This window comes from Synechococcus sp. H55.9 (genome assembly GCF_047462355.1).
GTDB lineage: Bacteria > Cyanobacteriota > Cyanobacteriia > Thermostichales > Thermostichaceae > Thermostichus.
The window spans coordinates 1-14528 of record NZ_JANSJB010000069.1 but is presented as its reverse complement, the minus strand read 5'-3'; the positions used below and the strand labels follow the sequence as shown (position 1 = coordinate 14528).

9 protein-coding genes and 1 pseudogene are annotated in these 14528 nt (G+C 61.5%); 6 read left to right on the top strand and 4 right to left on the bottom strand.

What is annotated here, in order from left to right; genetic code table 11:
* From NW857_RS09525 to NW857_RS09500, 6 genes are all read left to right on the top strand, one after another.
* A partial coding sequence (locus tag NW857_RS09525; protein ID WP_414368789.1) for an AAA family ATPase occupies positions 1–1560 on the top strand: 1560 nt, incomplete at its 5' end.
* Positions 1561–1780: 220 nt separating this feature from the next.
* Positions 1781–3136, top strand: a complete 1356-nt coding sequence (locus NW857_RS09520; protein WP_414368787.1) for a pentapeptide repeat-containing protein — start codon at positions 1781–1783, stop codon at positions 3134–3136.
* A 167-nt stretch (positions 3137–3303) separates the two neighbouring features.
* Positions 3304–3693, top strand: coding sequence for a hypothetical protein (locus NW857_RS09515; protein ID WP_414368785.1), 390 nt, complete (start codon positions 3304–3306; stop codon positions 3691–3693).
* A 91-nt stretch (positions 3694–3784) separates the two neighbouring features.
* Complete coding sequence (locus tag NW857_RS09510; RefSeq protein ID WP_414334125.1) at positions 3785–4054, top strand: gas vesicle protein GvpG; 270 nt, start codon at positions 3785–3787, stop codon at positions 4052–4054.
* 74 nt (positions 4055–4128) lie between these two features.
* Positions 4129–4728 (top strand): DUF3727 domain-containing protein, encoded by a 600-nt coding sequence (locus tag NW857_RS09505; RefSeq protein WP_414334123.1) that lies wholly within the window; start codon positions 4129–4131, stop codon positions 4726–4728.
* Between the two features lie 48 nt (positions 4729–4776).
* Complete coding sequence (locus NW857_RS09500) at positions 4777–6579, top strand: NFACT family protein (protein WP_414368783.1); 1803 nt, start codon at positions 4777–4779, stop codon at positions 6577–6579.
* 35 nt (positions 6580–6614) lie between these two features.
* On the opposite strand, the gene NW857_RS09495 is transcribed toward NW857_RS09500, so the two are convergent.
* From NW857_RS09495 to NW857_RS09480, 4 genes and pseudogenes are all read right to left on the bottom strand, one after another.
* Positions 6615–11339, bottom strand: a complete 4725-nt coding sequence (locus NW857_RS09495) for an alpha-2-macroglobulin family protein (RefSeq protein ID WP_414368782.1) — start codon at positions 11337–11339, stop codon at positions 6615–6617.
* Positions 11340–11389: 50 nt separating this feature from the next.
* Entirely contained in the window at positions 11390–12616 is a 1227-nt protein-coding gene (locus tag NW857_RS09490; RefSeq protein ID WP_414334118.1) for a type II secretion system F family protein, read from the bottom strand.
* A 171-nt stretch (positions 12617–12787) separates the two neighbouring features.
* On the bottom strand, positions 12788–13930 hold the full coding sequence (locus NW857_RS09485) for a type IV pilus twitching motility protein PilT (RefSeq protein WP_414368780.1): 1143 nt from the start codon (positions 13928–13930) through the stop codon (positions 12788–12790).
* Between the two features lie 154 nt (positions 13931–14084).
* Positions 14085–14528: pseudogene (locus tag NW857_RS09480) on the bottom strand (type II/IV secretion system protein); the annotation flags it as partial.

Here is a 14528-nt window from a genome sequence, read left to right as displayed (position 1 = left end):
GTTCGCGCTCGCTACCCTTTGATCTACCTGGTTACTCCCGAAGAAGCCCCGGCAGAGGAGCTGCTACAAGTTCTGGCCGATTCTCTCAAACCCAAGCGCAAACTCCTAATCTGGGATATCGTCTCTGGCTGGTCAGACAACGGCCAAAACAAAGGTCAATTGATGCCTGCTCTGGGCCGCATCGGCGCTATCAAAGAGGACGAGGCGGTTATTTGTGTTCTCAAGGATCTAAACCCCACCCTGAGAAATCCAGAACGCTCAGATAACTATCCCGTTATCCGCTACCTAAAAACCTTGGCCAGAGAGAGCCGCCACAGCCGCAAGTCCATCATCCTCCTGGGCCAAGAAGCCGTTGTCCCTGCCGAGCTGCGCGAGGAAATTGTAGTCTATGATTTTCCCCTGCCCAGCATCGACGAAATTGAGCGGATCGTTACCCGCGCGATCCCTGCCCGTCAACTGGAGCTAAGCGGCCCAGCGCGGGAACAACTGGTTCGAGCCTGTCAAGGGCTGACCCGGCAGCGCATTGAGCGGATCCTGGCCCGCGCCCTAGCCGCCAAAGGCAAGGTCAGCGAGGGCGATATCGACCTGGTTCTGGAAGAGAAAAAGCAATACATCCGCCAGACGGAAATCCTGGAGTTTTACAACCCCTCCGAGACCCTGCAAAATGTCGGCGGCCTGGAAAACCTCAAAGCCTGGATTCGCCAGCGCCGCAACAGCTTTAGTGCCCAGGCCCGAGACTATGGCTTGCCCAGCCCCAAGGGCATTTTGCTGGCCGGGATCCAGGGCACCGGCAAGTCCCTCTGTGCCAAAACCATAGCCCGCGAGTGGCGCATGCCCTTGCTCCGGCTGGATGTGGGGCGACTCTTCGGCGGGATCGTCGGCGAAAGTGAAAGCCGCGTGCGCCAGATGATCCAAATTGCCGAAGCTATGGCCCCCTGTGTTTTGTGGATTGATGAGTTGGATAAGGCCTTTGGCGGCGTCAACAGCGAGTTTTCAGGAGATTCGGGCACCAGCAAGCGGGTCTTCGGCAGCCTAATTACCTGGATGCAGGAAAAAACCAAACCCGTTTTTATTGTTGCCACCGCCAATAATGTCCGCATCTTGCCGGCTGAGTTGCTGCGCAAAGGCCGGTTTGATGAGATTTTCTTTGTCAATTTGCCCAACCAACGGGAGCGGGAGGAAATCTTCCAAGTCCACATCCAGCGGCTGCGGCCCAACCGCTTGCGGGATTTCTCCTACCCTGAGCTGGCCATGGCCAGCGAAGATTTCAGCGGGGCAGAAATTGAACAGACCATCTACGATGCCATGCACATGGCCTTCAACCAGGATCCACCCCGCGAGTTTACCCAGGAGGACATCCTCAGCGCCATTCGCCAAACCGTTCCTCTGGCCGCCATCGCCCGCGACCAGATTCAGGACTTAAAGGCATGGGCTGCCGAGTCCGGGGCGCGCACAGCCTCCCAAGACCAACAGCTTGTGCAGGAGCTGCGAACGCTGGTGCAAAAAAGAGGGCTGGGCCCCATCGAAGTCGACAGCCCTTCTTCGTTTTTCCCCTCCTAAGTTCTCAGTCCTGGTCTTCTGGCGGGATGTAGCAGCCCTACCAAAACCATTAGCTCCCCAGGGATCCAACAGACAGCGGCTGCTTTGGGCTACGGGATCCCTGATTTTGGTGGTCGATTTGGGGGCTGGAAGCTTACCAAGCTGAAGTAATTGCCAAAACTGACCGGGCCTATGGCTTATGCAGCAGCAGGTAGTTGGAAGGTTAACTTGAGGTGTAGGGATGGCGGAAACCTTTGATCCTGTTCTGGGTGGGCAGCAATTGGCCGGCTCCGATCCGGTCATGGGAGGCTTGGTGGCTATTGAGCAAGACCTAGCCAGTCCCGATCTGGAAGTGCGAATCCGAGCGATTGAGGAAGCGCTCCAATATGGCGAAAAAGGGGCTCAACTTGTTATCCAAACCGTCATGCAAAAAGGTTTGGCTTGGAAAGTTCAATTTGCAGCCTGGAAAACACTGCTGGAGTCAGCGGATCCGGAGCTTGTGCAGGTAGCAAAAGCGCATCCGCTTCCTCTCCGTAAAGTCGAAGATATCCAAGCCAGATACAGAGCCGGAGAGCGAGACTTCCGCTGGGCTGACCTGAGGGGAGCCAGTCTAGATAGGCTTGACTTAAGTGGGGCAGACTTGAGGGGAGCCGACCTAGGGAAAGGAGAGGGGGGGGGAGCAGCCCGTCTGTACCAGGCTGACCTGAGCCGGGCTGATCTGAGCTGGGCTAACCTGAGCGAGGTATACCTAGAGGGGGCCAACCTAAGCCGGGCAAACTTGAAAGCAGCACGCCTGAGCAGGGCCAAGCTGAGCCGCGCAAACCTGAGTGCAGCATACCTAGGCGAGGCCGACTTAGAGGGGGCCGATTTGCGCTCCGCAAACCTAAGCCGAGCCTACTTAAGGGGAGCGAACCTGGACAACGCCAACTTAACCGAAGCCGATCTGAGTGAAGCTAACCTGGAGGGGGTCAACCTCAGGCAAGCCAACTTGAGGGGGGTTAACCTGAGCCGGATACGTCAGGCATGTCTGAGAGGATCCAACCTGAGCGGAGCTAACCTAAACGGAACATATCTGCGAGGGGTCGATCTAAGCGAGGCCAGCTTGGCCCAGACCTATCTGAGAGGATTAGACCTCAGTGGGGCCAACCTCAGCGGAGCCAACCTGAGCCGGGCCAATTTGAAGCAGGCTAACTTGAGAGCAGCCAACCTCAACGGAGCCAACTTGAGCGGGGCTGACCTGAGCCAGGCTGATCTCAGCGGAGCCAACTTGAGCGGGGCCGACTTGAGCCGGGTCAGTCTAGAGGGATCCCTAGTCTCTGCCGAAACGCAGATGGATCCCAAGTGGCGGCTGGTCTGGGAGATTGTTAACGGCCAGGCTGATGTGAAAAACCTCAGCGGGGCCGACTTAAGGGCAGCAGACCTGAGGGGGGCAAACCTGGAAGGAGCCGACCTGAGCGGGGCAGACCTGCGGGAGGCAGACTTGCTGAACGTCTCTCTCAAAGGAGCAAACCTAACGGGCGCAAAACTAAGTCCCGGCTGGGATCGATTTGCTGACTTGAGCGGGGCCATCCTCCCCGACGGAACCATCCATCCCTAGCAGGCCCGACTAATGTTCAGCTTCACCGAGGTGGGTCTAGATCGGAATGACCGTAATCCCACTTTCCAAAACACGTTATCGATGGTTTGGGTATTTTCCGTATCTTTAACTACAGATTTTTCGGTAGGATTGATCGTGTAGAGCTCCTGATGCTGGAGAGCAGCCTCATGAATGCAGCCGCTGAAAGGGGTGGGGTGAGTCTCCTTGCCCGCCATCGCCACAACATGGCAGCTTCCCTGGCCCATCGTTTGGCAGCAGCCAGAGCGGCCAACAACACCCGCTTGGTGGAATTGTTAGAGCAAGAGGAGCGGCAACTGGCAGCCGAGTACGGCAGCAGGGATCCTTCCTCTCCAGCGCTGTTTGGAGGATGGCGCCGCCTTTGGCAGAGCCTAAAAGCGGTTTTGACGGCTTGCGATGAGCTGCGCGTGCGTCAATGGGTAGATGGTAGCGGCAGGGTCTGGTGGTCTGTCCAAGACCCGATCACAGGGGAGCGGCTGTGCACCCATTCCGATGGGGAGTTGATGGATTGGATCGAGCAGCACTGCCGGGACAATTAGTCTCCTCTCTGCGCTAAGCTGGGGCGACGGCATCTGAGGATCCGAGTTGATAGGATCGCAGGGGTTGTTTATTAGCTTTGGGAGATGTGAGATGGTTTGGCAGTTGTTGACGTGGCCGGCCCAAAGCTTGCTTTGGCTAGCGGAGCAAATTCAAGAACGCGCCGAAGCACAACTGGATAACAAAGAAAACCTGCAAAAAGAGCTTACAGCCTTGCAAATCCAGCTAGATTTGGGAGAAATTGACGAAGACACCTACGCCCGCCGAGAAGAAGAGATTTTGTTGGCCCTGGAAGCCCTAACCCAGGCAGAACGAGCAGCCGAAGCACAAAGTGCTGATGGCGAGTTGGCAGGGGATCCCTGAACTTTGCGAGGGGGCAGAACATGGGAGAATGGGCTTCTGTACACCCCCATCTTTCCTAACCTGGGCTGTTTTCAATGACTGAATCGCATGAAACCTTGATGCTCCGCGACGAGCAGAACCAGCCTCTCAAGTGCGAGATTCTGCGGCAGGTGGTCATCGATGGGCAGACCTATGCGCTGGTCACTCCTGTCGATGCCGTGATCAAAGTGCTGGTTTGGGAAGGGGAACCCAACCAGGCGGTGAACGGAGACGCCGACATGGAAGGGATCCTGGACGAGCCGGATCCGGAAGAGCTACAGGCTGCCATCCCCACCATCCAGGCGGTCTTGGGGGAGTTGAACCTGACCTTGCAGCAGAATGGCTTTGACATCCTTACGGTTCAGGGAGAGCTGCCCCCCGTCGAAGAGGAAGATGTGTTCGAGCTGGGCGAGAGCGAAGAAGATGCCCAGGAGTTTCAACTGCTGGCTACGTTTTTCTACCAAGAGAAGAAATACGGCATCTTTGCTCCCCTGGATCCCGTTTTGATCTATGCTGCTTTGCCCGAGGAAGGGGATCCCTATCTGCTCACCCCGGATGAGCCTCCAGAGCTTTTCGATCAGCTCTATGCTCTGCTGCTGGATCTGGACGAGGAATGGGAAGGCGAGGATGACGAAGAAGAGGAGGACGAAGATTAGGCCGTGAGTGAACCCTCAAGGGTTGGGTAGCGACCAGGAGCAACAGGGATGCAGCCGGTTGATCTGACCACCCTGCGTGCGGTGCTGGCGGATCTGACGGGGGCAGCGGCAGGGCGGGATTCTTGGTTGCCCGCCCGCGTGGAATGGGTCCAACAGACCGATCTGTGGACGGTGGTCATCGGTTTGCGCACGCTCACTGCCCGCCCCTGCCTGCTGTTGTGCTGGCATCCCCAAGCGGCGCGTCTCCACCTCTGTCAGCCTCCTGCCAAAGAGCCGGACGGCTTTCAATTTAGCCAGTTTCTCCAACGGCAACTGAGGGGTTTGGCGCTGACGGCGCTGGCTCTCACAGACGAGTGGGAACGGGTGATCGACTGTCGCTTTGCCCCTCGGCCCGGGGATCCCCCGCAGCGCCATCTCTACCTAGAGGTGATGGGCAAGCACAGCAACGCCATTTTGGTGGACGAGGCAGGCCTGATTTTGGCCAGCGGCCATGGGGTGAGCGAGCGGCAATCGCGGGTGCGTCCGGTGCAGCCGGGCCTTCCCTACGAGTCCCCTCCAGCCCTGACTGCGCCGATCCCACAGCGATCCGAGCCTTTCTCCTCTTGGCAAGAACGCATCGCCTTGATCCCCGGCCCCATCGGCCAACGGCTGTTGCACGGTTATCGCGGTCTCAGTCGGCATTTGGTGGAAGCGATGTGTCATCAGGCTGGGATCCCGCCGCAGACCCCCAGCGATCACCTGTCTGTCCATGATTGGCAGGCGCTGTTTGCCAGGTGGCAGGACTGGCTCACCCGTCTGGAAACAGGCCGGTTTGAGCCGGCGCCCACTCCCCAGGGATACACCGTCCTCGGTTGGGCAAGCCGTCCCGTCAGCCCTCCGACGGAGTCCTTGCACCAACTTCTGGAAGACTACTACCAAGCTCAGCTCAACCGCGAACAGTTTGAGCGAGAGCGCCACCGCCTGCTGCAAAAGGTGTCCACCCTGCTGAAAAAGCTCTATCAGCGGCGAGAGCAATTTGAGACGATGCTGGCCGAATCCACCCAAGCGGAAGCCTCGAAACGAGCTGCCGACTTGTTGATGGCCCACCTCCACCTCTGGCGGCCAGGGCTGCACCACATCGAGCTGCCAGATTTTGCCAGCGGCCAGACGATCAAGATCCCGCTCGACCCGGAGAAAAATGCCATTCTCAATGCCCAAGCCTACTACCGCAAGCACCGCAAACAAAAACGGGCTCAGGAAGCTGTGCGGCCTTTGCAAGAGGCGGTAGAGCAGGAGATCAGATACCTGGAGCAGGTGGAAGCGTCTCTGCAGCATCTGGAAACCTATCGGGATCCCCAAGACTTGGCCGCCCTCAAGGAAATTGAGACCGAGCTGATCCAACAGCGCTACTTGGAGAGTCCTGCTCGCCACAGCGGGACAGAATCCTCACGGATGGGATCAAAGCATTCCCCACCACAACCCTTCAACCCCCATCGCTTTACCAGCCCCAGTGGCTTCCCCATCTGGGTGGGGCGCAACAACCTGCAAAATGACCAACTGACCTTTCGCGTGGCCCAGGAACACGATTGGTGGTTTCACGCCCAGGAGATCCCCGGCAGCCATGTGCTGCTGCGCTTGCCCCCCGGCGCCGTGGCCGAAAGCGAGGATCTGCAGGCGGCTGCCGATTTGGCGGCTCATTTCAGCCGCGGTCGCCTCAGCGAACAGGTGCCTGTGGTGTATACCCGCCCGAAATGGGTGTTCAAACCGAAGGGATCCCCGCCCGGCATGGTTGTCTACAAACAGGAGCAGGTGCTTTGGGGCCGCCCCAGCCGTGCTCAATGCCTCATCGCCTCAGCCCTCGCGCAACACTGACGCTGTTTTCGGTCAGGTGGCTGTAACAGGCATCTTTAGGGAAGAACGCTGAGGGAGTGGCTGGCGCTGCGGCCATAGCGGCTGGGATCGTACATTTCTTCCGCCAGGGCAGGGGCCACCTGGAACTGGCCGGGGATCTCTGGACGGAAGAGGTAGACGAACTCGTGGCGGCCCTGCCTGAGCTCGGTGCTGAAGAAGGCCACGCGGTCGTCGCGGTTTTCTTGATGGGTCCAAAACCAGTCCCACCAGTAGTCGGGGGCCGAGCCGGTGAGCAGCCGCGGATCCTGGGAGGTGATCTCGGCGCCGCTGGGCAAGGGATCCTCGATCACCACATAGTGGCTATCGCGCTCAGCTTCCACCGTCAGCCGGGCCAGGAGCACCTCGCCGGCGCGCACCGCCTCGCCGGGGCGCAGGAGCTGTTCTCGGTAGCGGATCTCTCCATTGGCTTGGGGTTGGGGCTGTAGGCGGAAGTAGCTGCGGCCGACGGCAAAGCCTTGGCTTTGAGAGGGCAGAGGGTTGGGAACAAAAGCTTCTCCCCTCAAGCTGTAGTAGAGGGGGCCGGGGCCGGATTTTTCCAAACGCAGGCGGCGCAGGGTGCTCACTTCGGCGTCGTCCCAGTCCAGCACTTGGCGGGGATCCGCACCGCCGGCCTGCCAACGCACCAGTTCAGCTCCGCTCACCTCCTCCAACACCCGCACCTGGCCGGGGCCAGGCTGTTGCTGTTGCTGGGCTTGGTAGTAGGCCACCAGGCCCAGGAGGGCGTCGGCGGTGGCTTTGGTGGTGCGCCAGCGGTTGTCCTGCCGCTGCTGGAGAAGGGCGGTGGCGATCTCGCCAGCGCGGCCATCCTGCAGGCGCACGGCCAGTTGCAAGAGGGGCCCGGCCACCTCCAGGTCGTCGTAGGTGGAGCGCTCGCCGGTTGGCGGGGCGGAGGCGGCAGGAAGAAACCAGCGCCCCTGGGGATCCCTTTGCCGCCGCTCTAGAACCTCATCCAGAGCCGCTTGGGCGGGATCCCGCTGGCCCTGTTGCAGGGCGGCCAGCCCGCGGTAGGCCAGGCCAAAGGTGGAAAGCTGCGGCGGCGGCGGCAGCTCGGCAGTCACCAGCGCCGGATCCCAGAGGGCCAGGCTGTAGGCCACAAAGGCCCGCAGATCGGGGGAGAGGGGTTGGAACTGCTGCCCAGCCAGGTACTCCAAAGCCCGCTGCACCCGCCACTCCTTGAGGGCATAGCCAGCGGCCTGGGCGAGATGATAGCCCTGCAGGATGTAGGCGGTCAGGTAGGGGTTGCTGGTGTCGTAGGCCCACCAGCCCCAGCCGCCGTCGTAGTTCTGGGAGTCCTCCAGCCGCTGCAGGCCGGCTCGAACCACCCGCGGCAGCCGCTCCAGGGTGGGCGAGCGCAGGTTCAAGCCCAACTGCTTGCTGGCCTGGGCCACCGCCAAGGCGGGCAAAAAGCGGCTCAAGGTCTGCTCGGTGCAGCCATAGGGGAACTGGACGAGATAGTCCAACGGCCCCAAAAGCTCCGCTGCCGGGCTGGCGGCCAGTTCCAGATGCAGGTGTCGGGATCCCGGCACCCAAGTGGCCGGCCAATCCAAAGGCAGCTCAAGGCTGTTCGCCTGCAGCCGCCCCGTTTGGAAGAAGCGGTGTACTGCTCCCAAGGGCTGGCTGGGGATCCGCAGTTGCAGCGCATCCTGCAGCCCCTCCCCTTGCGCCCAAACCCGCACAGGGGTATCGCCGGCCCCCAGCACCTGCAGCGGCCATTCCACCCGCTCCGCCCCTTGGGCGGGCACGGTCAGGCGTTGCCGTTGGGGGCCCTGCACTTCTAGGTTTCCGGGCACTTCCAGCCCCACTTCCACTGCTTGGGCTTGACCGGTGCGGTTTTGCACGATGGCCGCTAAGGTGAGCCGATCCCCCACCCGGAAAAAGCGGGGGGTGGCCAGGCGCACCAAGAGGTCTTTGCTGACAGCGACGGTGGCTAGGGCGGAGCCCACCTGGGTGTCGGCGGTGGCGGCGCGGGCGGTCAAGCGCCAGGTAGTCAGGTTGTCCGGCCAGCGCACCTGGACCTGGGCTAAGCCATCGGCATCGGTCACCAAATCCGGGAACCAGGCGGCGGTATCGCGAAAGTCTTCCCGCACCTGGCCGGCCAGCTTGTCGGCACCACCGGGGTATTGCTGAGGGAAAGAGGTGGTGGTGGTAACTTGGTTGTCCTGGCGCCCGTAGAAGAAGCGGCGGATATCGGGGGTGAAGTCGGGCCGCAGCAGGTAGAGGGCGTTGTCCACGATCCCCAGCCCCACCTCGGCGCTGACCGGCTGCCCTTGGGCGTTGCGGGTGCGGATTTGAATTTGGGCCGTCTCCCCTGGTTGATAAGTGGGCTTATCCGTCTGCAGCTCCACCTGCAAAAAGCGATCCAACGGCGAGACCCGCAGCAGAGCCCCGTTCTGGTACAGCCGCCGCTCCGGGCCGAGGACGGTGGCGGTGACGTAGAGGTTGGGGCGATACTCCTCCCGGATGGGCAGGCGCAGGGTGGCCGTATGCCCCTGCAGGCGCAGCACCTGTACCTGGTGCAGCCGGGATCCCTCCAGACCCACCAGCACCGGCAGATCCGGCAGCGGCGAGACGATCAGGAGCTGGGCCTCTTCCCCCACTTCGTAGATCTGGCGATCCGCCACCACCTCCAGGCTGGGCAGGGATCCCCAACTTGGCAGGGGGTTGCCCGGCTCCACCACCCAGAGATGGTCTACCTCCTGCACGCGGTAGCGACGAGGATCCTGGGCCGTCAGCCGCACCCGGTAGTCTCCCGGCTCCAGGTCGGCGGGCAGGCGCAGAACCAGGCTGCCCTCGCCGTTGACAACCTGAAAAGATTGCCGCAGCAGAGTGGCTTGCCGTCGGTAGACGCTGCTCTGGGGATCCCAGCGCCAGCGCTCCAGGCTCAGCTCCCCGGCGGTGCTGACCGGTTGGCCGTCGTAGTCGCGGGCTTGCAGCCGGTAGGTGATGACATCCCCTGGAGCGGGCAGGTGGCGATCGGCCTCGGCAAAGAGGGCAAATTGGCCGGCCGTCACCCAGGCCCGTGCCGTTCCGGTCACGCTGCGGCGGCTGATATCGCTCACCTCCACCTCGATGCGCAACTGCTGCACCTCCTGCGGGCCCCAGTAGCTGTCTTCCTCCCAGTCCAGATCCTGCAACAGGCGCTCCAGGCGAAACTCCGCCCGCCCCTGGGCATCCGTCACCCCTGCTCCTTCCGCCACCAGCCCCCCGTAGCCGCCGTAGTAGCCCTGCTCCTCTCCCAGGTCGCCGGCAAAATAGTCTTCTGCCCCCGAACGGGGCAACAGCCCGTAGCGCAGGCTCCAGTCGGGGCTGCTGTAAACCCAGTAGCGAAGCTGGGCAGCGGCCACCGGCGCCCCGAAAAGATACTCGGCCTCCACCTGTACCTTCAGGGATCCCCCCCGCACCAGCCAAGGCCGGTCGGGCACCACCCTCACCTCAAACTCCGGTTTGCGGTAGGCTCCCACCTCAAAGGCGGTGTACTCGCGGCTGGATCCCTGCGGCCCGGCCACCCGCCACTCCAGGCCGTAGCTGCCCAGGGGGGTTTCCTCCGGCAATTGAAACTGCCCGTGGACGCTGCCGAAAGCGTTGGTGGCCAGGGTTTGCTCGCCCAGCACATCGCCGTCGGGGGCGGTGAGGGTTACTTGCACCGGCTGGCCTGCCGAGGTGAGGCGGTCGTGCTCCCGCACCAGGGCGCGAAAATAGACCGTCTGGCCGGGGCGGTAGAGGGGACGATCCGTGTAGGCGTAGATGCGGTGGGGCTGGTTCCAGCCATAGGCATAGCTGCGGGACAAAGCCTGCAACGTGTTGTCGGCGCTGTGGCCATAGACCACCAGCGAGGATCTCTCCCCTGTCGGCAAGCTAAACCGGGCCAGCCCCTCCTCGTCGGTGGTGGCAATGAGGGGATCCCTCCACTCCCCGAAAACTTGGATCTGGATCCCCGGCAGAGGACGCAATTCCCGCAAATGCACCGCCTGCACCACCAACTGGCTGGCATCCTGTTTCTGGATGAGGCCCAGGTCACTCACCAAAAGCCACTCCCCCGCCCAAGGCAGCGGCGCCGCCGCCTGCCGCGGCTGTTGGCCTTCCGCCTCCAGCCAGTAGGCCCCCGGCGGCAGGATCCCCAGCTCCAGGGTGCGGGTCAGCTCTTCTCCCCCCAGCGGCTGCTGCCAACGGCGCACCAGCTCTCCTCGCAGGATGGAATACAAATCCGGAGCCAGGGATCCATAGCCAGCATCGGCCAGATCCCGCAAGAAAGGGGATCCTTCCAAATCAGCCAGGGAAAAGCGGTAGAGGGCAAACTGCACCGCTCCCAGGCCACTGGCCCGCCACTGCAGCCGTGCCGGCTCTGCGGTCGTGAACACCGAGCTGAGGCTGTAGAGGTAGAGGCTGGGGGGCAGAAGCTGCGGGCGTAGGAGAGGAGCAGAAGCTATCGCCCCTTCCCGCACCTGCACGGGTCTCTCGCTGGAGACCGTCTCTAGGCCGGATCCCCGCACCGTCACCCGGTATTCCCCAACGGGCAATCGATCCAGGCGGTACTCGCCCTCCGCAGACGGGCTGATGCTGCGGCTCACCGGGCCGGCGGCAATCACCTGGACGTTCCCCGGCGCCACCCCTGCCGGCAGCTCCACCCGCCCCAGCAGGGATCCCGTCGGCTGTTCCGAAAGCAAGACCGCCAGCCCCACTCCCAAAAACACCACCAGGGCCACCAACCACCGCCGCAGCATGGATCCCTTCCTCCTCCCGATGGGTTCTGGTTGCCCTGGGGATTCAGTCGCTACTTCACTAGCTCAAACACGTTGAACATGGGCAGGTACATGGCCACGATGATGCAGCCCACCATCCCGCCCAAGATCACGATCATCAGCGGCTCGATCAAGCTGGTGAGGGCGCGCACCGCCTCCTCCACCTCCAGCTCGTAGAAGTCCGCCGTCTTCATCAACATGGCATCCAGCTCCCCCGTCTCTTCGCCCACGCTGATCATCTGGATGGCCATGATCGGGAAGACCTTGGCCTTATCCAGGGCCGGCGCGATCTGCCCCCCCTCTGAGATGGATTGGCGGGCAGCGTCGATGGCGTTGGCCACCACCTGGTTGCCGGAAGTGTCGCGCACGATCTCCAAAGAAGTCAGCACCGGCACCCCGGAGCGGGTGAGGGCCCCAAAGGTGCGGCAAAAACGGGCCACCGCCGATTTCTGGATCAGGTCGCCGAAAATGGGGAGCTTGAGGGCCAGAGCATCAATGGTCTCCTTGCCGGCGGGGGTGCGGTAAAAGCGCTGGAAAGCAAAAAAGACCGCCACCAAAAAGCCCACCAGGCCTAAGCTGTACTGGGGGGTGCGCAGGAACTTGCTGATGTTGATAAAAAACTGGGTAAAGGCGGGCAGCTCCCCCCCCAAGTCGTTGTAGATGCTCTCAAAAGTGGGCAAGATGAACAGCACCATGCCCAAAAAGATTAAGACGGCCAAAATGGTCACCACCACCGGGTAGGTCATGGCCGATTTAATCTGCTTCTGCAGGCGATCCATGTCCTCCAGCAGCTTGGCCAGCCGGTTGAGCACCTCGTCGAGTACACCGCCCACCTCCCCCGCCTGCACCATGCTGCAGTAGAGGCCGTCAAAGGCATCCGGATAAGGGCGGATGGAATCGGACAGGTTCTTCCCCGCCTCCACTTCCGCTCGAATCGCCCGCAGGTATTTCTTGAGCTTGGGGTTGCCGGTCTGCTCCTCCATAATGGTTAGGGAGCGCACCATCGACACGCCGGCGTTGATCAGGGCAGCAAATTGCCGCGAGAACACCGCCTTGTCGCGAATGTCGATGGATCCCATCATCGAGAAATCAAAAGAGGTATCCAGGGAGAAGAAGGGCTTTTCTTCCTGGATGTCTTCCTGTTTGGCAAAAACGCCCTCCCGGCGCAGCCGTGCGCGGGCCTCGGTCAAATTGTTGGCCACCACTGTCAGGCGCACCGGCTGACCGGCCTTTAGCCCCCGAACCTTGTAGCGCGGCATGGCTTACCCCTGCTTGGATCGTTAGTTCGACACGCCGGAATGGGATCCCTTGGCTCAGTCTCGCAACCTTAGACAAACCGACGCTCTCTTCAGCTAGAGCTTAGCTACAAATGGGGCCGGCGGCCAGAGGTTGGCGAGGAACTCTCAGCCAGGGATCCCTGGAGCCAGCGTTTAGCGACGGGCGGCAGCCGCTGCGGGCCGCTGGTGTTGAGCTGCCGCGGCTGGCGATGGCCCGGTGACGTTGCCCAAAAGTCGCTGCAACTCCTCAGGGCGAGAGGTCTTGGACATGGCCGTATCGAAGTCGATCTTGCCCTGCAGGTAGAGGTTGGCCAGATCCTGCTCCAGGGTCTTCATGCCCTGCTTACCCCCTGTCTGGATGGCCGAGTAGATCTGGGCGGTCTTGCCCTCCCGAATCAAGTTGGCGATGGCCGGCGTCACCACCATGATCTCCTGCACCAGCACCCGCCCCGGTTCTCCTGGCTTGGGGTTGAGGCGGCGGGCCAAAGTTTGCGAGAAGACGGCTTTGAGGGAGTTGGAGAGCTGCACGCGGATTTGTTGCTGCTGCTCCGGCGGGAACACGTCCACCAGGCGATCCACCGTCTGGGCAGCAGAGCTGGTGTGCACCGTGGCAAAGCAGAGGTGGCCCGTCTCGGCGGCGGTAATGGCCAACTGGATGGTTTCCAGATCCCGCATCTCCCCGATCAGGATCACATCCGGATCCTCCCGCATGGCCGCCCGTAGGGCATTGGCAAAACTCTTGGTGTCTTCCCCCAACTGCCGCTGGTGAACAATACTGCGAATGGGGGTGTAGATGTATTCAATAGGATCCTCGATGGTGAGGATATGCTCGGCCCGCTCGCGGTTGATCATGTCGATCATGGAGGCCAGCGTAGTGGATTTGCCGGATCCGGTGGGGCCGGTCACCAGCACCAGACCCCGTGGCAGGCGGGCGGCTTCTTTGCATACATCCGGCAGGCCCAGCTTGTCGATGTTGGGGATCTCAGAGGCCAACGCCCGCATGGCACAGGCATAGGTGCCGCGATCCCGGTAGACGTTGACGCGGAAGCGCCCGATCCCACGCACGCCGTAGGAGCAGTCCAACTCCCAGTTCTGCTCCAGGTGTTTGCGCTGGGTGTTGTTCAACATGCTGAAGATGAGCCGCTGCACCTCTTCAGGCGTGAGGGGCTCGTGCTCTGTTGGCTGGAGTTCGCCATTGATGCGGAAGTAGGGGGGCAAACCCACCGAAATATGAATGTCGGAACCGCCCTTCTGGACGATTGCCTCCATCAAGTCTTCGATCATCAGTTGGGGCATAGGTTTGGGTTCTCCAAAGTCAGTAGAAGTCAGTAAAGCTATCTATCCAAAGAGCCGTCGGCCAAAGCGATGTTGAAGAAACAACGGTACAGGATCCCTGTCTAGGACTGTTATAGTCGGCACCCCAGCCTCGTCAAGTGACAAGCCCGGTTTTCTAAAACTTCGGCGTCAGGCAATAGGGGCAGTCCATCCAGTCTACATGCAGGGCGGCACCGCAGTTGCGGCAGGTGCTGAGAGCCTTGGCGCGGGCTTTCAGCTCGCTTTCCAATCCTTTATCGGTGAGGGTTACCCGATCCACCTCCTCCAGCGTGGTCAGGCCCTGCTTCACCAACATCAGACTGTAGGCCAACAGGGTTTTCATGCCACTTTCCACCGCTGCTTCTTTGATCACCTCCGTGGGAGCTTCTTTGTTGATCAAATCCGCCAGGCGGTCGTTCATGCGCATGAACTCGTACACCCCCACCCGGCCTTTGTAGCCCACGCCCCCGCATTTCTCGCAGATGGGCTTGCCGGTGGCCTTGCGCTGTTCCACCTCTTTGGGGGAGAGCTTGTTGGCTTTGTAGAAGGTGAGCTGCTCCCCATCACCGCTGAGGCTGAG

Excerpts from the sequence above, each read along its gene's own strand:
- NW857_RS09520 (WP_414368787.1), top strand. The coding sequence starts at position 1,781 with ATGGCGGAAACCTTTGATCCTGTTCTGGGTGGGCAGCAATTGGCCGGC.
- NW857_RS09515 (WP_414368785.1), top strand. The coding sequence starts at position 3,304 with ATGAATGCAGCCGCTGAAAGGGGTGGGGTGAGTCTCCTTGCCCGCCAT.
- NW857_RS09510 (WP_414334125.1), top strand. The coding sequence starts at position 3,785 with ATGGTTTGGCAGTTGTTGACGTGGCCGGCCCAAAGCTTGCTTTGGCTA.
- NW857_RS09505 (WP_414334123.1), top strand. The coding sequence starts at position 4,129 with ATGACTGAATCGCATGAAACCTTGATGCTCCGCGACGAGCAGAACCAG.
- NW857_RS09500 (WP_414368783.1), top strand. The coding sequence starts at position 4,777 with ATGCAGCCGGTTGATCTGACCACCCTGCGTGCGGTGCTGGCGGATCTG.
- NW857_RS09495 (WP_414368782.1), bottom strand. The coding sequence starts at position 11,339 with ATGCTGCGGCGGTGGTTGGTGGCCCTGGTGGTGTTTTTGGGAGTGGGG.
- NW857_RS09490 (WP_414334118.1), bottom strand. The coding sequence starts at position 12,616 with ATGCCGCGCTACAAGGTTCGGGGGCTAAAGGCCGGTCAGCCGGTGCGC.
- NW857_RS09485 (WP_414368780.1), bottom strand. The coding sequence starts at position 13,930 with ATGCCCCAACTGATGATCGAAGACTTGATGGAGGCAATCGTCCAGAAG.